This window comes from Bradyrhizobium sp. USDA 4451 (genome assembly GCF_054822585.1).
In genome coordinates this window covers 7,903,554-7,923,745 of sequence record NZ_JBTRCH010000001.1, presented here as the reverse complement: position 1 = coordinate 7,923,745, position 20,192 = coordinate 7,903,554, and the positions used below count along the sequence as shown (strand labels likewise).

Sequence of the window (20,192 nt, the reverse complement as noted above, 5' to 3'; positions counted from 1 at the left end):
GAAGGAGAAAACGCCCCATGTCGGCGCGAGTAGCACTTTTCGTATCATCGGTGGGCTGGACAGCCATCGTCGTCGCAATTCTCCTGTATGTAATCTTTAGTCCTGCTTGATGGCCAAGGTCGGACGATCCGCGTCGTATGGCTTCTCAACCTGTTCGATATTGAAGGCTTACTGAACATCCATCAGCATGCCGACCGATCGGCGGATCGACCCACGTCACAGTCGACAATCAGGCCACGAATGTCGATGGAGCAGCGTCGCTGGAAGGCCCCTGTCAAGCACACCTCGTCGGGCCGCGAAGACGGCTAAGCTCGACAGGTGAGTATCATCTGATGATGGATGGGGAAAGCAACTCCGAAGGGATGGCAGGTACCGGTCACACTCGAATTCGAATCAACAATAGTCTCGCTGGATATTGATGTTGTCCGGGATCCGGACCGAAGCTCCCGCCCGCGGGAGGAATTGTGGGAAGGTTTAGGATCGCTCCCCGGCGCTTTCTCGATGTCGGCTTAAGGTCGATTTGATCGTAGGTCGCTCGCTTTGACTTGTCGACCTGAGCTCGAGCCCGGACCGAGACATCACCTTTCCTGTGAACCACGACCGCCACGTCTGCCGCTGCGCTCGTCTCCCCGAAACTCGTCAGCTTCTCGAAAGCCAGGCCTCTTAGCATAGACCTTCCCTCTCGATGACCGAACCGGCGGAGGTAACGGCGGTGCGGATCTGCAAGAGATTAAGACAGAAGGAGAGCTGTATGGATTTCAATGAGATCAACCGCGGCGGATCCCCAGAGCCTCCGGGAGAATACGCCTGGACACAAGAAGATCATGATCTATTTAGTCGGATCATCAATGAACCCGGGCCATCGTCGTCCGCCGTGCCTGAGGAGACGGCATACGATGTCTCATTCGCCGTTCCCCACAAGTTTTCCCACGGCACCCAATCCGCCCCCGGGCAAATGGTCGAGAGACTGAACCACTTGGGTCTCCTGCCTGACGCCGACCAGCCGAGTATGACCTATGAAATCAAGGGGCATCGCTATACGGCTGCCCTGGACCCCTCTAGCGGCGTGCGCCTCATTCATAACCCTCCGGAGGACCAAAATATTGGGGCTGGGCCAGCGGGGCTACCAGATTTCGGAGCATTCATTTTCGAGACGTCGCGCAGAGGTTTCCCGCTTCCGGAGCAGTGGGCGACCCCAGCCCTAATCGAGAAGCTGCAGGAAACGGGCTTCATGCCTAGTCCAAACAACACAACAACCATTGCCCTCAATGGCCGAACTTACAATGCGGAATTAATGCAGGGAGGGTTCGTCAGGCTCAGGAGGACTGGATGAAAGGCGCCGAGATAGAACCAGCGGAGCTAGCCGCTACAGTCTTGCGGTCATTCGGTTCCAACTATCTCGGCTGTTCATAGGTCGGCAATGGACTGTCGCGTGCGGCAGCGGTTGGACAGCATCGGCCCCTGGCGGATCGCAGATTCAGCAAGCCGCCGAAGCGCCCGTGTGAACCGGTTTCGTGAAATCGCCGTCGGCATCGGCTTCGAACGCACCATAAGGCACAAAACAACTACGCGAAGGATAGCCTCTCCACGGCGATGGCAGCGGGTGAATCCGTTCTGGCTGTCTCCACGCTGCTAAAGACAACGATAATAAACAACATCGGCCGCGATATCGAGAGTCCGGATGCTGGCCCGCGCGTTACCAACATACATACGAAGAATATGACCACGATCAGGAGACCACGCCAACATTATCCCGAAGTTATGACGATCGTGACGCGGATCCACGTTCCGGTGCCCTTGATGTAGCCCGATGGATCCGCGAATGTTGTGCCAGTCGATTGAGGGGGGGCGAGGTCACCCCGCTGGGCGATCGCGCGAAGGCATCAGCGTCAGCTCAATACGTCGACCCTGCCGGTTTCGAGCCGATATAGACCGCCGACGATCTTTAGTGTTTTCTGCTCGACAGCCGGGTTCAGGATCGGGCTGGCGGATTTGAGCTTATTGACATTGTCGATCACATTCTGCCGGATCACATCGGCAGAGCTGTCACCTCGTTGGTGGCGCGCCCCGCTTACGGCAGGCGCGAGTGCGCTGACGAGGGAGCGGATATGTCCCGGCGCCGGCTTGCCTTCGTCAAGCGAGTTGATCGTGGCGTCTATCGCGCCGCAGTGATCGTGACCGAGTACCAGGATCAACGGCGTGTTCAGTGCAGCAACCGCATACTCCAGGCTACCTAGCGTGTCATCGTTGACGAAGTTACCGGCCAGGCGGCATACGAATAGGTCACCAAGTCCGCTGTCGAAGGCAAGCTCGGGCGCTACCCGCGAATCGGCGCAGCTCAGAACCGCCGCATATGGATTCTGACCATTGACTAAAAGTCGGCGCTCGCGTTCCAGATCGCGCCCTCGCGACACGCTCTGCACATAACGATCGTTACCCTCCATCAGCCGCTTCAGCGCAGCATCGGGCGAGAGCTGGTTATCCGGCTTCGGCGGTGCTGTTGATTGCTTCGCGTCGACAATGTTGCCGGCAAACGGCACGACCAATGCCGAAACAGCGAACAGCAACAGCGAGCGGCGCGAAGGCGCGACCTCGGCCGGATACGGAGTGCCCCGTGTATGGTTTGCATGCATGGTAGGACCTCTATCGCGCGGCTCTATGCCACCCCATGGCTTCGGCCTCGTTTTCGCTGCAGAACCAGCGTTCAGCCGGCTTCTTCGTCATGTCGATTTGTCCGTAGCTGATTTGCCCCGGAGAGTGATACGTGCGCTCGCCGGTACCGTCGACGGTGCCCTTTATCAGGCAATCGGGCGAGGGTGGGTCAGATAGCAGCGCGGATCCGAGCAGGAGTTCCTGGGCCTTGTTCGGCACCGAGCTCGCGCCGACAATAATCGTGCTCTTGTTGCGGTGGCGCCAGTCCCAGGGGGTGATGAATGCTCCCGACCACAAGCCGGCAAAGGCATTGCTCGCCACCACTTCATTGACAACGTAGACATGGGTGGATGGATCGGATGACAGTGCCCAACCGGAGCTTACCATCCAGGCGTTCACGTCCTGGCCCTCGATAAAGCAACTGCCGAGAGACCTGCCGTACTTATCTACTCCTGCGGTCTGACAATCCCATATTCGTCCATTCGAGTAGCTGATAAGGGCCTCACGAGCAGCGACCCCGCAGGCCCATTTTCGACCATGAGCATCCAGGCAAATCTGATCGGTCTCGGGGGCCTCGATACCCGAAAGCCGAATTCGCGTTTGCTCGATCTCTATCATGTTGGCGTCGAGGATTTGGGGAGTACCGCTGAGTTTCGCCGCGCAAACAGGAGACGCGATGATAGCGAGGAATGCTGCCATCATTACGCGGTACTTCATCCTGGTATCCTTTCGCTCTTGGTTCATCGGCTCGAATCCCCGCGATCCGGTGCCGTCACAGCCGACTGCTTGTCCGCACAGGTTCGTCATCTGGTCAGCATCGTTCGGCGATGCTTTTGTGCAAGCTTGCCTACATTTTCAGCCTACGACCTGACGCTGGGTGAGATTCAAGAGATTTCTTTTGGGGTTATTTTCCGATGCGGTGCTGGCATCTGAAGCTCACTCTGCTTCTCCCCGGACATATCTCCCGCTCTGGACCTGAGGAAGAGATCCCGCATGTTTCATCGCTGGACGCGCGACCCGGGAAGGGCGCTTGGCACGCTATTTCTCCAAGGGCTCGGAAGAAGCGGGCGGGTGCTAGTCTCCGCCGCCGAGCGGAAGAAGCGGCGTTGCTAGGCCTTGTTGACTGCTATCGTTCGACAGCTCTGCACGCGGTCCATCATGGTGAGGCAAGCGGAGGCTTGGACAAGGCATGATAAGAGTGATTGCGCAAAAGAGATCGGCCTGTCGCCTGGTCCCGGCACAAAACCACCATGCATCACTCATACGGTGGCCCGCGTCCGCGACCTTATCCGCCCCGAAATGCTGCGCGCGAAGTGAATTCCACTACGCCTGGCTGGCCTTTGATGCTCGAACGGAAGAAAGCACGGCTCCGCATAATGGCGAGCGTGCGGACTGACGGGGCCGGCTTTTACGGGCTTGCGGTGCTAAGGCTTCCTCGCACTATTGCGAGTGGCAATCTGGTTGCCATTTCAGAGGATGAATCAGTCCACAACACGTGTCGGCACTCAGGGCATTGCGGCAGTTAGCGCTGGCAGGGCTTAGGCGACTCATCCTAATAATCATGTTCGACCGCCTCGCTGCACAATGGGATTGAAATGGTTATGGCCACCCCTGAATTGCCGGTCTCTTGTTTCGCGCTAGAAGTCGACGGCCGACTCAAAGCCGAATTCTCTACCAGAGACGGCGCCCGGGCTGGTTGAGCAGAACTAAAGAAGCGGTTTTCCCACGCTTCAAATCAAGATCTATGACGCGCAGACGAATGCGCGCGAGGAAATTTAGACTAGATCAGGCTCAATTCGATCTTCGATCCTCGCAGCAAGGCTGCGGAGCTCCTCGCCGGGGGCACTCGGGAAAGGGTCCCGCGCCATCGAGGATGCCGGCGTCGCTATCACTGCCCCGTTCCCGGGGGCCCTCTTAAACCGGTCTCGTCGCTGCACTCGCTCCCGCGGGTGCTTGCTGGTCGCGCGATGCGCTGCGCGCACGCTGGATCGGGCTTGGCCTCAGCAACGCCTCGCTTGATCCGCGAAGGACGACATGGCGCTCGGGCGAGAGCTCGGATGTGTCTTTTTATACCAGTTCCGTTGTGGCTACTCGTCTGAAGGGGCAACAGCCTTCCTGATGCCTGGCTTTCCCGATGGGGCTTGCAGGCCGGAGCGAGGCTCGCCTCCTGCTGGCATAGCTGGACGCGTCAACTTTCCAGCGCATGGCTCCTGCTATTGGCGCGCTCAGCGCTCAAGGAGTAGCGCTGCCATCCTGATCATCCGTCGAGGCCTTTCGCACCCCCTCCAACGCGTCCCGTTCGTTTGGCTCTATGTGATGGAACCAGGAGCCGGGAGGAAAAGTCGCAATCCTCTTGGCAAGGAAAGATTGCGGCTCCCAATCGTGTCCCTCGCGCTTCTCGAAGGTGATAACCCCATTTTCGGTAAAGTAGCGGGGGCCTGGTATGTTGCAGTTCACCAGCAGCAGAACGCGCCACCGGTGCGCTTTCTCGGTCGGCTTGTCAGTCGCCGCCGTAACGTAATCCACGACAACAGGTTCGATGATGTGACAACGGCCGTGGCGGAGAAGATTTCCGAGCTTGCCCTGCGCGGTCGTCACAAAGTTGAAATTGACCGGATTATGCAGAAAACCAAGGTTTGCTTCTTTTTCGCCGTCGGTGACTTCACTGGCGATGAGAGAAAGCGCCAGGGCGCGCCAGCCGAGTTCGATGGGCTTTGCATAGGGAGACGCAACTTCAATCTTTCCGTCGGTCCCGACCTTCCAGGTAATAACGTAATGTTCGTCTGAACTGTTATCCTGATGTCTGGTCCAGGAAAGATAAACATACTCAGTGTGGTCGATGCCTTCGGCGATTCCCCAGTTTCGAGGGACAAAGTGCGCCACTTTCGAGACCTTTGAGACAATGTGCTCGATTGTCTCACCGTCTTGTGCTCGCCAGGTTGACTTGACGCGTTCGACGAGCGCGTTTTCGCCGGCTCGCGCACTGTCGGCCGCCGCAACCAGCCCAGCAAGGAAAATCAGCGATTGACAGAGACGGTGCACGCCTCTTGCAGACATTCTCTTCATAACGGCTGGACCATCGGTTTTCATCTACACGTCAATGCGGCGCCTTCAATGCTATGCTCGATTGGAAGAAGTTAGCGGCAACGCGACGCGGGTGCCTGCCGATGTCCCGCGCGAGCAGGCGCTATCCCCTCGATGTCACGCGCCGCTAACTTCAGTGGGCCAATCACAACCTCATCTGCTGTGCTGGACCTGCCCAGGGGGAGAAGCCTGGGCATCCCGGAGCTTGCATCCCTCGTGCCAGGAAATAGCCGGCAAATCGCGCCAGATTAGTGCAATGTTTGTCGGCTTTCCGACGGCGCTCGTTTCAATGTTTCCATTCAGCCGATCCGCGCGGGCTTGTTCAGCTTTTGTGGAGCCGATCCTCGAGGCGCAAGCGAGGGCCGTTGCCAATTTGCGAATGAGGAATCGGGAAGAACTTTTGAAAGGTCTTGAACCGTCCGGTCCGGTGTTGTCACCCGAACGCCTGCGATCTCTATCGGCTCGCAAATGATCATATGCCAAAGTCGGTCATCACTGCCGGGCGTACGGAATCGTTCGGAAGCGCATCGTCAGGCAGGCAGATGATATGGTGCGCGCGTTGTCTGCCTACGCGCGCGATGGTGCAATCTGGTCAATCGTCCAGCTGCCTCAGTTCCATATTCATGGCTGGATGAGCCGCTGTTTCCAGTGGCGCGGGCCGGCAAGCGAGAAACAATCAACTATCGCGCTAACTTCCTCTCGAGTTGCTCAACATCTTCGAGAGCATCTGTCTGACGGATTGATTCATGAACGCTTTCACCAATCGCCCCAACAGGCCGATCGCAAAGATGGTGACAGCAAAGACGCCAACGGCGCTCCAAACAGCCATTTTCATTGCGGGGTTTCCCAGTGTCCGTTGACGCGAATCGATATGTGTTCCTGCGCATTATCGGCATCACAGACCGCAAGTCGCCTACCAGGATTGGTTGGCACGCAGATCAACATGCGCGCCTCATTGACGTGAGAGAGTCATCTGAGAGGTTGACGGAAGAGGTCCGTTGCAGATAATCGAAATCGTAGAGGTTCTCCGGTCCCGCTGGATCCGGAGCTAAGAGGGAAGCCGGTGAACAGGCCGGCGCTGCCCCCGCAACTGTAAGCGGCGAGCCGCTGTCCAACAAAGTCACTGAAGCCCGTGGGGCTTTGGGAAGACCGGACAGCGGCGATGACCCGCGAGCCAGGAGACCTGCCTCGACCACATTTACGTCCACGGGCGGGGTGTCCCGGTGGTACGCCAAGCAGCCGCCCTCCGGCGATCGTGCTTGCGTCCGCCATGGCCTTTGCCCCCAACTACGGGGTTAGCGCTATGTCTCTTCTCTCGCTTCCGGTTGCCACGCTTGGAACGCCTCGGATCGGTCCAAGACGCGAGCTCAAACGCGCGCTTGAAAGTTACTGGGCCGGCGCAATCAGCGAACAGCAATTGCTCGAGGACGCAGCTGGCCTGCGCGCTGCGAACTGGGCCCGTCAAAAATCCCTCGGTGTCACCGTCATTCCGTCCAACGACTTCTCTTTGTACGATCAGGTGCTCGACACCTCTGTCATGGTTGGTGCCATACCGGAAGTCTACGCGTCGAAAATCGAGCCGGTTTCACTCAAGACGTACTTCGAGATGGCCCGCGGTTCACAGTGGGACCGCCAGAATGCGAGTTGCAGCCCCGGATCGGGCGGATATGGCGCGCCCGCACAGGAGATGACCAAGTGGTTCGACACCAACTACCACTACATGGTCCCTGAATTTCATCGGGGACAGACGTTCCGCCTGTCCTCGCGAAAGCCTATCGAGGAGTACGAGGAAGCCAAAGCCCTGGGATTCCAGACCCGCCCTGTCCTGATCGGGCCGGTCACATTCTTAAAGCTTGGCAAGAGTGCGGATGCGTTCCAGCCACTGTCGCTCCTGGACGAGCTAATACCGGTCTATGTCGAAGTTCTGCGAGAACTAGCCAAACGAGGAGCAAACTGGGTTCAATGCGACGAGCCCTGCCTGGTCCTTGATCTGGAGGAGCGGGCGCGAAAATCTTTGCTGCACGTCTACGATCGGCTTGCCAAGGAAGTACCCGACGTCAAGATCATGGTCGCGAGCTATTTCGGCGATCTCGGCGATAATCTGGACACAGCTTTGAACATGCCCGTTGCCGGACTGCACGTGGATTTGGTTCGCGCGCCGAACCTGTTGGACCGGATCATTGCTGCCCGGCGAAGCGACCTCGTCATGTCTCTCGGCGTCATCGACGGACGAAATGTATGGCGGTCGAACCTGTCGACGCTCCGCCAGCAACTGGATCCCGCCATCGCGAAGCTAGGCAGGGATCGTGTCCAGATCGCTCCGTCCTGCTCGCTGCTTCATGTGCCCGTCGATGTTGAACTTGAGACCGGACTTGCATCCGATCTCAAGAGCTGGCTTGCCTTTTCGGTACAGAAGATGCGTGAGCTCGCGATCCTGGCGCGGGCACTCGCGGGTGATCAGAATGTTGCTGAAAGTCTCGCTGAATCGGAGTCGGCCGTGACGTTCCGTCGGACTTCACCAAAGATCCGCGATGCCAATCTCGCGGTACGGATGCGAGCGATTGACCAGGCCATGCGCCGGCGCGCCAGCCCATTTGTCCGTCGGGCCGAGATCCAGCGCAAACGCTTTGGACTACCGGCCTTTCCCACCACGACGATTGGATCTTTCCCGCAAACCCCAGAGGTCCGTAACGCCCGCGCAGCACATGCGCAAGGCGCCATGAGCGACGAGCAATACGACAAGTTCCTCAAGGAGGAGACCGCGCGCGCTCTACGTTGGCAGGAGGACATTGGGCTGGACGTCCTCGTGCATGGCGAGTTTGAGCGCAATGACATGGTGCAGTACTTCGGCGAGCAACTCGCCGGGTTCGCATTTACCAGGAATGGTTGGGTACAATCCTATGGCTCGCGCTGTGTCAGGCCACCGATCCTGTTTGGCGATGTTTTGCGGCCAAAGCCGATCACCGTGGATTGGTGGCTCTACGCGCAATCACTCACCAGTAAGCCGGTGAAGGCGATGTTGACCGGACCAGTAACGATCCTGAACTGGTCGTTTGTTCGCGATGATATTCCAAGAGGCGAGGTCTGCCGGCAGATCGCACTGGCGATCCGCGACGAAGTCCGTGATCTCGAGATAGCCGGTGCGAGCATGATCCAGATCGACGAAGCGGCCCTCCGCGAAGGATTGCCATTGCGCCGATCGGAGTGGGCGGCCTACCTTCAATGGGCCGTCGATAGCTTCCGGATATGCTCATCAGGCGTTGCAGATCAAACCCAGATTCATACGCACATGTGCTATTCGGAGTTTAATGACATCATCGACGCCATTGCTGCAATGGATGCGGACGTCATCTCGATCGAGACGTCGCGCTCGAAGATGGAGCTGCTCGACGCGTTCAGGAATTACAAATATCCCAATCAAATCGGGCCGGGCGTATACGACATCCATTCTCCCCGCATTCCCGAGGCAGGGGAAATGAAGGAGCTGATAGCATTGGCTCGGCAGCGGTTGCAGGACTCGCAGCTTTGGGTAAATCCGGACTGTGGTCTGAAGACGCGCAAATGGGAGGAGGTTCGCCCGGCGCTGATCAATATGGTCGCCGCCGCCCGGCAACTGCGCGCGGCATCCGATCGGCCAGGTCGTTGATCCTGCGCTTGGCTCTCTCCTCCAGGACGCTGATCCGCTCATAGCGCGTTTGCGCTCTGGATCATCTCGACCGAGCTCGGACAAAAAAACGCCCGGCCGCGTTTAGCAGGCCGGGCGATAGTTAAGTCTGAGGGGAGCGACGCTGACACATCGCCGACTTCCACCGGCGCAGGGAGGACAGCCGATGGTCCGATTGCCGGCGAGGACATTCGCCGTAAATCTGAACCGAAGTTAAAGCACGGCTCAGCGTGGCTCAATCATGCTGTGGTATGCGACCAACGTAGTTGAGTATTGGAAGACTAGACCAAGGTTTGTCCGCGACGAGCCGCGTTCACAACGGTTTGCCGAAGCGAGCGAAGACCACGGCTGGCGACGCCCGGCCGCCTTAAGTGCAATTAACGGCGCCTGCCCGCCGCTGGATCGGCGCGACCATGCGAGCAAACGCGACCGCAAGGATTCAATGCATGAGTGGTTTCTTGTTGATCAGGCTGCGCAGGCAGTCTGTCTGGTTCCACTCTGGCGAAGGTCTGGAACTCTGTTTGGAATGGATGGGGGGTCGACGCGTGACCATGAAAGTGGCTGACATATAAGATGCTTCACGATCACGAGATTGGCCCGAACCGCGCATACCAGTTCACTGGTGCAGAAGTGCGGGATGACTAGAGTGGCACGGCCGCCGTTCACACGATTAGACCGCCGCGCTGTGCGTAGCCCCGCACCGAGCGAGGTGAGCGTCGAACACGGAGGCGACGCTCCGGACCAGAAACCGGGCGCCGCCGGCTACGGAAAGGCGGCCATTGTCGAACACGACGGCGCCATCTGCGATAAGGCTTTCAAGCCGGGAATGATCGACAACGGCCGAATCCGGATCCCTGCCGTGACGGCGAGATGTCTCGGAGAGATCGATTGTCATGTCGCACATAATTCGCTCGATGATCTCCGCCCGGTAGCGATCATCATCAGTCAGTAAATAGCCCTTCGCTGTCGCGAGCCGATCCTCGGTGATGCGAGCGAGATAATCCCTGGTCGAGACAGCATTCGCGACGAACCCCTGCTGCAGCCGGCCGATGGCGCTGGCACCGAGGCCAATAAGCGCGCCTGCGCAATCGTCAGTATATCCCTGGAAATTGCGGCGCAACCTGCCTTGCTTCGCCGCCACAGCGAGATTGTCATGCGGCAGGGCGAAGTGATCGAGGCCTACGCGTACGTATCCAGCGTCAACCAAAGTGTCAGCTACCATTTCGGATTGGAGATAGCGCTCGACGCTGTCGGGCAGAGTCGATTCGTTGATCTTGCGTTGATGCTTCTTGAAGGTCGGAACGTGCGCGTAACCAAAGGCCGAAAACCGGTCCGGATACAATTCGAGGCATTTGCCGACGGTATCCAGGCACGAATCGACCGTCTGCCCGGGCAGCCCATACAGCAGGTCGAAATTGATCCGGCAAATGCCGGCGTGGCGTAACCGCTCGACCGAAATGGCGGTCTGTTCGAAGCTCTGAGGGCGGTTGATGGCCTGTTGGACGACCGGGTCGAAGCTCTGCACGCCAAGGCTTGCCCGGTTGACCCCGCTATAGCCCAGGGCTTCGGCCATCGGATTGCTCAACATGCGGGGATCAATCTCGACGGCGATCTCAGTATCAGGCAGGACGGCGAACGAATAACGCAACGAGCCGACCAAATCGGCGAATGCTTCAGGTGTCAGGATCGTCGGCGTGCCGCCGCCGAAGTGGATATGAGAGATTGCCTGTCGTTGGCCAATGGCTTCTGCAACGAGGTAGGCTTCAGTGCGCAATCCAGCCGCATAGATCGCGATCGGATCGTCGCGTTTCGTGACAGATGTATGGCAGCCGCAGTACCAACACATGCTTCGGCAAAATGGCACGTGCAGGTAGATAGAGGCGGACTGCCGGCCGTCGAGGGACTTGAGCCAAGCTTGATAGTCGAGCTCCCGGACTGATGCCGAGAAATGAGGGGCGCTCGGATAGCTGGTGTAGCGCGGTAGTCGGTGCTGCCCGTAGGATTGTGCTAGGTCCGGTCGCATTGCGATGCCTCTCTCGCTCTCGGGCCGCACGATTACCGGACAGGAGCCTGGTAAGCTTTGCGCTGCCTCAAATATCGCGGTTACTGATGGGCTGGCCGGTAGGCCATGCCCGCGGCGCATACATCATGCTTTGAATTGTGATGAAGCGGTCGCGCGGCAGGAATGAGCTTCCTTCGCAATGCACCTTCCATCATGGTCAAATCGAGCGAGAACGAGACGAAACGAAGCAGCAAACGGATCATTAATTGACGTTCGACAGCTCTGCTGAGAAATGTCCGTTTCGCGCGATGCCAATGCGGCATGGTCGAGCCTGTTACGGCCACTGCCGATTACGTCGAATCAGATCGATTTTAACGTTCGGCCATGCCGCTTGCGCCGCCAGTTAAAGCAAACGATCGTCGGGCGGAGAAGCATATCGCCTGCGCGTAATCTGAGAGCCGGCAAGGCGATCTTCATATCGGTCCCATGAAATGATGTCCACTTTCCTGCCGAAGCCGCCAACGATCAATGTGGTCCATCGCTCTCCGCATTGTGTCGCTGGTTGCCGGCCAACGCGCTCGAAAACGCAAGCGCGCTCCGTTCGTCCTCAGCTTCTTGTTCCAATTGTAGAATATGGGCTCTTAGCGCGTCGGAAGCTGCTTCAGCTGTCTCGCTGAATAGCGGATCACCATGATCGGTGAGGGCGGATGCGACTTCGGCCCAATCCTGAGGCGATAAAACTGCAACAGCGGTGGGGAAGAAGTCGCGTTCTTCCCACATCATGTGATGCCGCTCGCGTACTATAAACGCGCGCACGATGTTGCCAACGTCTTGCCGAAGGGCTTCACGATCTGCCAGGACGCCATCAATGGCGCGAGCAAAGTGGTGCAAGCGGTCGATGACTTCCTGATGCTCATGCGCGAGATCGCCGACCGTTGCGGCCGCATTCGGATCGCGCCTCTTGAGCTTGGAAAAGATCAAGTCTTCTTGAGGATGATGGTACACCTCAGGGTAAACCTCGAAATAGCTGATGATTGCGCGGATCACCTCGTAGTCCGGACGATGTCCTTGCTCGAAAATCTCCAATTCGCGTTGAAGCGCGACCAGAAGCAGATCGATATTGCGATGCTCTCGAAGCAAGCGACCGATGATCATAGCGGTGCTCCATGGGGGAAAATCTGAACTGCCGACGATTTCTGCCGGATCGCCCAAGCCGCAGTTTGATGTCCTTCTGCGCTGCATTTTCCGGCACTACTTGGCCCACAGAAGGAGTGCGCCGCCCTGCCTGGAGCTGGCGCAAATTACGTTAGCCAAAGTTCTGCGCAAAGCGGTCGGACAATCTGTCCTTGCGGAGCTCGACTCGGCGAGTGGTTGGCAGAGCGATAGCGCCATGCTGCTCGAGTTGAGTGAAAGTGCGCGACACCGTTTCAATAGTCAAGCCAAGGTAGTCTGCAACATCCTGCCGTGACATGGGCAGATCGATGGCCGCGTTTTTCGTAGTGCGGCGAGATATGTCGAGCAGGAACGCGATGACCCGTTCTTCTGCGCTACTGATCAGGAGCATCGAATGCGCCTGGAAACGGCGGAGCTCGAGTGCCATCGCGTCCCAGAGTTGCCTTGCGAGTTCTCTCTCGTGACTGGCGCGAAAGATGACAGCGGTGCGCTTCACCATTAGCAGGTGCGTCTCGCAGATCGCCTCGGCCGAAGAGATATGGCGTTCTTCTGCCTCAAAGCCAAAGATGTCACCGGGCAAATAAAACGCGCCGATCTGACGACGTCCGTCTTCCAGAATCTTGTAGGTTCGCACAGCCCCCGATACCACCTGATAAAGGTATTCGGCTGCTTCGTCCTCTCCGTAAATCTCGCTATTGCGTGTGAACCGCATCGATGTCGCAATCATACCAAGCGGTCCACGATTGTCAGATTGCCCACGCAAGATGTGGGGTGGATGGCGGCTGGTCTCAGTAAGGCTGGCGGCCTGAGCGTACATAGCGGACTCTGCTTGGGAACGTCGATGAGACGCAGATTGGTCGCTCCTGACGAACTGTGAAATCTGGATGTTTTACCTAAGTAGAATCCACTACGTATTTACACGTAGGTTCATGACGGGAGACGCGCGACGCGAATCCCCCGTTACTCGAACATGTTCAGATCAGATTGGGCCAGCTTTGGATCGGAAGCTGTGTGCTGACTCGGCCGCCCACCACAGAAACAACTGAACGCGCACGGCTGCAGCAGTGAAGAGTTTCCAAAAGCTGTCGTCCATTGTCACTTTGAGCCGCCGCGGGGAAGTTTCCTTCGCAAATCATGACTCTGATGCTGGCCAGCACGGGTCGGCCGCGGAGGTGACGAGGCGGGATCATGAGGATCGAGGTGGACGACGGTCCGGTCGTCACTCCGAGTTGCAAGCTGAATCATAGAGACCGGCTCGCGCGACATATTGACCCGGCTCAACAGCCGGCCCAATCTTGAAAACCAAAAGGAAAGTCGTGATCTGCCCTGATGTTGAGCTCGGGCATTAGCATTTTGATGGCAGCCTAGCGGATCTGGCGACATGCCGCCCGTACGGTCTTGCCCTCAGTGTGACATCAGGACCGGGATATTGATCCCGCGAAGCACATGCCCCGCGGTGCCGAGCAGCCTCTCCTGCAGCCGAGAGCGACCGTAGCCTCCCATCACCAGCAGGTCGAGACTCTCGTCGGCTGCAAGCGATGGGAGGGCACGATGCGCTGCTTGGGATGTCGGAAGCGACACGACTTTCGCAGGAAGTCCTGATTTTGCGAGATACTCTCCCACATGCGCGGTGGAACTCTCTGCCGGGACCTTGTCCGGAGCGGTGGTCGCGATGATGGTCAGATCATCGGCTTTACACAAAAGTGGCGTCGCGTCGTGCAACGCACGCGCCGCACGGTGGCTGCCGTCCCAGCAAATCCCTACTCGTCTGATCGAGAAGGCGCGGTCGAAGGTAGGTGGCAGGTACAGAACTGGCCCGCCAGCCCGGGAAAGGATCCCCCTGAGTATCAGATTATCGCAACTATCGTAGCCGCTCTGAGGCTGTGTAACGATGGTCATGTCGTGGACTCGCGCGCTCGCGCAGATGATCCGGCGCGCGTCGGTTGGAAGCGCGCTCAGCGCGCGACTCGTATAGGAAATGCCGGCATTCCGTGCCTGCAGGTCGAAGGCATGAAGTGCTGCTTCGGCCCGCTCCAACGCACGCGCCTGCTCAACGTCGAAAACAGAAGTGACTGCCGTTACGCCGATTGCAAGAAGCGGAATAATGGTTCTCTCGTAACCGATGGCTACAACATCAAGATGCGCGCCGGTTTTCAGCGCAAAGGAAATCGACCCGTTGATTGCAGCCCGCGCCGGGAGCTCCGTCGGAAGGTGAACCAGTATATTCCCGAGCATTGTCGTTCTCCGAAGTCAAAGACCGCTGCCTCGGAGCACAATCCGGGCCCGCAATTGATCCGCTTCACATGCCGCCGCTGAACGTTTTTGAGCGCGATCAAACTGGCAAGAAGCGGGTCTCACGATAGTCCATGGCCAGGAATGGTCCTCGCCTGTATTGCACAAGCTACGCCCGCCAAGAATCCGCAGAGGATTGAGGTGCCTCAGCATCGGGAACATGACCTGCTCGGTGCGATCTGCTGACCGGTTGGAGCACGCAGCTTGATGCTTGAATAGGACATTCGGTCGCTTGCGATGTTGCTAGAGTCCGGCGGCGATGGCTATTCGCATCAACTCGGACATGCTGCGAACATTGGTCTTGGCCATAACGTTCGCCCGGTAAACCTCGACCGTTCTCGGGCTGATACCAAGATCATGGGCGATCACCTTGTTGATCTTGCCGGCCAGTAGTCCCTGCAGGACATCACGCTCGCGCGACGAGAGCTCTGCCAGGCGGGCGTTGGCCTGCAGTTTCGCCGCATCGTCCGCTGGCTCGGTTGGCCTTGCTTCCAAGGCGCTATTGATCGCGCGCAATAGCACCTCGTCTTCGAAGGGCTTCTCGATGAAGTCGACTGCACCCGCTTTCATCGCTTCGACTGCCAGCGTTACGTCGCCGTGACCAGTTATAAGGATGACGGGACAGTCGACGCGATCCGCCTTCAGTTTGCGGACCAGTTCCAGGCCGCTCATGCCCGGCATACGGATGTCCGACACAATGCAGTCAACCGGACCACTCGCGGCGTCACCGACAAAGCCGCTCGCCGTCTCATAGGTTGCCACGCAGAAGCCTTTAACATCAAGCAGAAACGCGAGCGAGTCCCGCATCGCGGCGTCATCGTCGATCACTAGAATGCGCCGCATGGTCATGCTTCCTCATTGGCCTCCGCAAATGGCAGGGTAAACTGAAACACCGTGCCGCCGCCCGGATTGGCTTCCACGACGATGTGGCCGCCATGGGACTCGATGATCGTGCGGCAGATTGATAGTCCCACACCCATGCCATGTTCTTTGGTCGTGACAAAGGGCTGGAACAGGCGATTGGCGACATCAGGGCTGATGCCAGAGCCCGTATCGGCGACGGTAAACCTGGCGAGGCCGTTGATTTTGGTAACTCCGACGGTCAATTCGCGACGCGGGCTGGAGGCCATCGCCTCGATCGCGTTTCGTATCAGGTTCAGCGCAACCTGCTGGATCTGGATCCTGTCCACGATTATCGATGGCAGATCGCGATCGCTGCGGATCGTCACCCGCACGCCTTGCTCCTTGGCGCCGAGCAAGGCCAGAGCGACCGCCTCTTCAAGCAAGGTGAGCGGATTCTCCACCGTGTGCTCCGTCTCGCCTTTGGCAACGAATTCCCGCAGGCGCTTGATGATATTGCCGGCGCGCAGCGCTTGCTGGGCGGCATTTTCGATGGCATCACCAATACGATTGGCGTCCGGCTTGTCTGATGCCAGCAGCGTCTTGGCGCCGCGCATGTAGTTTGTGATTGCGGAGAGCGGTTGGTTGATCTCGTGGGCAATAGACGAGGCCATCTCCCCCATGGCGGTCAACCGCGAGACGTGCACGAGCTCAGATTGCAGTTCCTGCAATCGTCGTTCCTGCGCTCGCCGTTCGGTGAGGTCTCGGATGAAGCCGGTGAAGAATCGTTCCCCGCTCACTTTGGCCTCACCGACGGCAAGCTCCATCGGAAAGGTCGAGCCGTCGCTTCGCTCGCCGACCACGATACGGCCGATGCCGATGATGCGCCGTTCTCCGGTAGCCAGATAGCGCTCAATGTAGCGGTCATGCTCGCCGCGGTAGGGCTGTGGCATCAACCTGGATACATTCGATCCGATCACTTCGTCCGGAGACCAACCGAATAAACGCACTGCCGCGGCGCTGAACGAGCGAATGATTCCCCTCTCGTCAATCACGATCATGGCTTCCGGCACGGTGTCCAGGATCGACTGCAGATGGGCTTGTCGGTACCGCGCCTGCTCTGATTCTCGCCGCAGCCGATCGCCCATGAAGCCGAGCAGGGGGCCAAGTACCGCGAGTCCGGCTATATCGATCATGTTTGCGGAATCGGAGATGAGGTTGTTCCCAAGACATGCCGCGCTGATGATGAGGCAGAGCAGCGTAGCGAAGATGGCCGGTCCGCGGCCGCCAGCGAAAGCGGCAAAAACGATGACTGGAAGGTAGATGATCGTGAACGTGCGGTCCTGAAGATACGGATCCAGCGCCGCACGAAGCACGACCGCCAGCGCGGCGGCCGCCGCGGCCGTGCCATAGCGGTACCAAATGTGGTCGGACATGTTTCCGGGCAATCCCTTTCATTCGATCGACTGTACATAGTTTATCTATGTGAGGCGACCGAATGCAGCCGCATTTCGTTGCGCTACCTATTGTGTTCAGGGTGGCCGCCGCTATCTCGGCCAGATGCGCCAGTGCGTGGGCTGCACAGCGACGTGCTCTCCGGTCATGGCCTTGATCCAGCCGCCGAAGGTGCGGCGGCAAGGAAAGACCAACCGGTGAATGGTATTACCCTCGATCACCGCGATCTCCAGCTCCCGGTCAAAGGGCGCCGTTTCAATGCGCTCCCAGGTCAAGTCGCCTAGAGACCCTGGACGGTGTTCATCGCCGCTGACTGACAAAAATAGGCAACCTTCCGATACTAAGGGCGAGATCGCTCGGCCGCTGGCCCAACAGGCTCGGCCTGACCTCGCCAAAGCGGCGCATGGTCTCGATCACGCCAGTTGCGATCCAGATGCTTTGGCGCGTAGCGCCACCGATCGGATCGTGCTGAGACGTGATCCGATCGCCGACCGAAGAATTTGGGCTACGAAACAGTTCCCGCGATCCGGTCGAGTCGAACCGGACCAGCTCAAGCCAGCGCCGGTTGGTATTGATTACTGTTGGACAGCAGCTGGAGTGGACTGCCGTTCCTGCAAGCGTGCCGCAGCGGGACATTTGTCGCCCTGGTCTGTCATGTCGAATATCCTCTGTCGGTCGGAAGTCTCCCCGTCCTACCGGGTCCGCGTAAGGCCTGGAGTCTTGATGCCCTCGAGCGTGATCTTGCGAGTCTGGCGGCGTGTCCGTGCGCGAACGGTATGACGCCGGGATTGGCTTGATGGCATTCAGGTTAGCTGCGCTCGGCCCGAGCATCGTGCCGATCTGCGCGTCGATGAAGTGCTCAGCATTACACGCGGCGCAGGTGACCGGGTGCAACTCGCTCGGGTGCGTCCGGCAGCAGCTCGTGAGCCCAGTCGCGGGTATTGGATACGAAGAGATGATGGGGCGCCAAGTCTTTCTATCTGCCATTTAACTGAGCTTGACTGGAAAGTCGTTTCTATCCGCAAGCCGCCGCCGCCGTATTGATGCAGGTCAAAAAGAAGCCGACGCGCGTCTAGAACGGGGCGAGGACGAGTGGTCACTGCGAGTGCGTTGCCGGTAACACGCATTGAATCTGGTCATCCGGCAGGGCCGCGCAACGATCCACGCGACACGCCAGCGTGTAGCGGGTTTGATTGAAATCAAAATGTAGGGGCGCGCAATGTGCGAATGTTGCTGCGCAGCGTACGGGCATTGCATCATCACAGCGCGTGTCATTGAGCTGCGAGAGTCGCGAAGGAGATGCTAAGTTGATTGCTCGCCTCACATTGTCGTTGGTCTTGCCCGCGCTGATCGTAGCCATCGGCTATGGCGCGGAAGTCTTTAACCTTGGGCTTATCGAAACCTTAGCCGCGGCCAGCCTGATCATCGGCTTTGCCGTTGCGGCGATAGGGTGGACCATCACGAGCGAGATGAAGCCGGTTCGCCTCATCTGCTCACGTGCGGGCAGTTCTCGCCGCCGGTAGTCTTCGGCCGCCGGTGCCGGTCGGAAATGCCTTTGCCCGCTGCCTCACAATCAGGCGGAGCGGTCGGGAATGCCTTGTGAGACGACCAAGCACCGTGCAAGGTTCGCGGCGTCACAAGCTTCCACATTGCCGGCGATTGAAGTTGCGATTGATCGATAATCGCCATCTGCCCCCAACCGTCTCATGAGAATTTTCTGGATCGCGCCTCAACTCTGCCGGCCCAACGCACGGGAAGACGAGAGCTGTTGTTCTTGAGCGACCTCAACCAGATGTGATCCGACAAACCGACGCTTGTTGCTTTGGAGCTTCTTCGGACGAAAGAGCACTCACATCACCTGCCCCAGTCTCGACCTTATCTCGATGGAGCGACAATCTTTTTGGGTGCTGCTTGAGACAAATCAAATACTCGCCTGGCGCGGCTGGCAGAATGCAACATAAGCAAACGCACAGGAACAGGGTATCATGCCTTCATTTAACGTTCGGTTCATCAAGACCGTTTGTGACGAGACCGGCCACGAGCATCGTGCCTGTCAGGCAACGTTCCGGGTGCATGCAGCCTCGCTGAGTGCTGCTGCACAACAGGCAGAAACCGACTTCTGCAGGCAAAAAGGTGTCCGTGATTGGACCATCTTCGCCGATGCGATGGAGCTTCGAACCCCGCCTGCGCTGCCCCCGGCATGGGGTGGTTAGCCTGAGCTCGGCTAGGGAAGTCCGAATTTTGATCGTGGAGATACTCCGCGAATCGAGGGCGAGATTCACAAAACGTCTTCCCGAGCGTCGATCGAGAGCACAGCTCGCGATGCTGCCGCCAATTGGGCAGGCGGTCCTCTTGTTTGTGGCACCCTCCTAGAGCTCGCACCCGACATTTGCCGGCCTGCGGTTCTGCGGGCTCGCAGCGCATCATCGTCCTTCTGGGGCGATCCGGATCGATGATTTTCTCGCACAGACGGGCCTTATTTTGATGCATGTCAAAAACAAGTCTGCTGCCGGAAGCTATGGCTGCTTTGAGGGGGATGACTCATGGTTAGCCACTCTGGATCTGTCGGTCGCCCTTGGGGGTTCAAGAATCTGCTTACCCGGTTACGAGCGAAGCTGTCCCGAACAGCCGAATTGGCCTATTTGAGCGCGCAGGATATCGACGCGATCGCACGTGAACTTAATCTGTCCACGTCGGACTTTCGAAAGATGGCGCAAAATCCGGGCTCTCCTGAACTCCTAAGCAAGCGCCTCGCGCTCGCCGGCTTTTCCGGGAATGCGCTGGCTGCCCGCCATGGAGACGTGTTGCGCGATTTGCAGCGGGTATGCGGCCTTTGTCAGACCAAGATCCGCTGCGCGGCCGACCTCGAGCGGCATAAGCCTGCAAATCCCCTCAAAGGCTGCCCCAACGAACATACTCTGCGCGCGCTCGCGCGTGATATCGGCAGCGCTCCGCAGCGTTCTAGCGACTGATCGCGCTCTCGTCCCGTCCTCCGAAAATGTGATCTCCTGGCAAGCCCGCTTTCAAAGA

The 20,192-nt window shown here is 58.4% G+C and carries 15 protein-coding genes and 1 riboswitch; of the genes, 5 read left to right on the top strand and 10 right to left on the bottom strand.

What is annotated here, in order from left to right; genetic code table 11:
- Positions 1-751: 751 nt before the first annotated feature.
- Positions 752-1,333 carry a hypothetical protein gene (locus ACVMB0_RS37070; RefSeq protein ID WP_461349389.1) on the top strand — a complete coding sequence of 194 codons (582 nt, stop codon included), beginning with the start codon at positions 752-754 and terminating at the stop codon, positions 1,331-1,333.
- A 556-nt stretch (positions 1,334-1,889) separates the two neighbouring features.
- Here ACVMB0_RS37070 and ACVMB0_RS37065 read toward each other — a convergent pair.
- From ACVMB0_RS37065 to ACVMB0_RS37055, 3 genes are all read right to left on the bottom strand, one after another.
- On the bottom strand, positions 1,890-2,633 hold the full coding sequence (locus ACVMB0_RS37065; protein ID WP_461349388.1) for a carbonic anhydrase: 744 nt from the start codon (positions 2,631-2,633) through the stop codon (positions 1,890-1,892).
- Positions 2,634-2,643: 10 nt separating this feature from the next.
- Positions 2,644-3,369: a thermonuclease family protein gene (locus ACVMB0_RS37060; RefSeq protein WP_461349387.1), complete on the bottom strand. Its 726-nt coding sequence runs from the start codon at positions 3,367-3,369 to the stop codon at positions 2,644-2,646.
- Positions 3,370-4,884: 1,515 nt separating this feature from the next.
- A complete protein-coding gene (locus ACVMB0_RS37055) occupies positions 4,885-5,742 on the bottom strand; it encodes a nodulate formation efficiency C protein (protein WP_461349386.1) in 858 nt (285 codons plus the stop codon).
- 997 nt (positions 5,743-6,739) lie between these two features.
- Positions 6,740-6,941, top strand: a riboswitch (cobalamin riboswitch).
- A 98-nt stretch (positions 6,942-7,039) separates the two neighbouring features.
- Between ACVMB0_RS37055 and metE the strand changes: the two genes are divergently transcribed.
- Positions 7,040-9,382, top strand: a complete 2,343-nt coding sequence (gene metE / locus ACVMB0_RS37050) for a 5-methyltetrahydropteroyltriglutamate--homocysteine S-methyltransferase (protein WP_461349778.1) — start codon at positions 7,040-7,042, stop codon at positions 9,380-9,382.
- Positions 9,383-10,070: 688 nt separating this feature from the next.
- Here the strand turns inward: metE and hemN are convergent.
- The 7 genes from hemN to ACVMB0_RS37015 all read right to left on the bottom strand — a co-directional run bounded on the left by hemN (position 10,071) and on the right by ACVMB0_RS37015 (position 17,437).
- Positions 10,071-11,423, bottom strand: coding sequence for an oxygen-independent coproporphyrinogen III oxidase (gene hemN / locus ACVMB0_RS37045; RefSeq protein ID WP_461349385.1), 1,353 nt, complete (start codon positions 11,421-11,423; stop codon positions 10,071-10,073).
- Between the two features lie 504 nt (positions 11,424-11,927).
- A complete protein-coding gene (locus ACVMB0_RS37040; protein ID WP_461349384.1) occupies positions 11,928-12,557 on the bottom strand; it encodes a hemerythrin domain-containing protein in 630 nt (209 codons plus the stop codon).
- 151 nt (positions 12,558-12,708) lie between these two features.
- A complete protein-coding gene (locus tag ACVMB0_RS37035) occupies positions 12,709-13,392 on the bottom strand; it encodes a helix-turn-helix domain-containing protein (RefSeq protein WP_461349383.1) in 684 nt (227 codons plus the stop codon).
- Positions 13,393-13,979: 587 nt separating this feature from the next.
- Positions 13,980-14,810 carry a universal stress protein gene (locus ACVMB0_RS37030; RefSeq protein WP_461349382.1) on the bottom strand — a complete coding sequence of 277 codons (831 nt, stop codon included), beginning with the start codon at positions 14,808-14,810 and terminating at the stop codon, positions 13,980-13,982.
- Between the two features lie 300 nt (positions 14,811-15,110).
- Complete coding sequence (fixJ, locus tag ACVMB0_RS37025) at positions 15,111-15,716, bottom strand: response regulator FixJ (protein ID WP_461349381.1); 606 nt, start codon at positions 15,714-15,716, stop codon at positions 15,111-15,113.
- On the bottom strand, positions 15,713-17,143 hold the full coding sequence (locus tag ACVMB0_RS37020) for a PAS domain S-box protein (RefSeq protein ID WP_461349380.1): 1,431 nt from the start codon (positions 17,141-17,143) through the stop codon (positions 15,713-15,715). Before ACVMB0_RS37020 ends, fixJ begins: the two co-directional genes overlap by 4 nt.
- 111 nt (positions 17,144-17,254) lie before the next feature.
- Complete coding sequence (locus tag ACVMB0_RS37015; RefSeq protein ID WP_461349379.1) at positions 17,255-17,437, bottom strand: hypothetical protein; 183 nt, start codon at positions 17,435-17,437, stop codon at positions 17,255-17,257.
- Between the two features lie 1,032 nt (positions 17,438-18,469).
- On the opposite strand from ACVMB0_RS37015, the gene ACVMB0_RS37010 reads away from it, so the two are divergent.
- The 3 genes from ACVMB0_RS37010 (at position 18,470) to ACVMB0_RS37000 (ending at position 20,134) form a co-directional block, all read left to right on the top strand.
- A complete protein-coding gene (locus ACVMB0_RS37010) occupies positions 18,470-18,685 on the top strand; it encodes a hypothetical protein (RefSeq protein ID WP_461349378.1) in 216 nt (71 codons plus the stop codon).
- 462 nt (positions 18,686-19,147) lie between these two features.
- A complete protein-coding gene (locus ACVMB0_RS37005; protein ID WP_461349377.1) occupies positions 19,148-19,375 on the top strand; it encodes a hypothetical protein in 228 nt (75 codons plus the stop codon).
- 420 nt (positions 19,376-19,795) lie between these two features.
- Entirely contained in the window at positions 19,796-20,134 is a 339-nt protein-coding gene (locus ACVMB0_RS37000) for a hypothetical protein (RefSeq protein WP_461349376.1), read from the top strand.
- Positions 20,135-20,192: the final 58 nt, after the last annotated feature.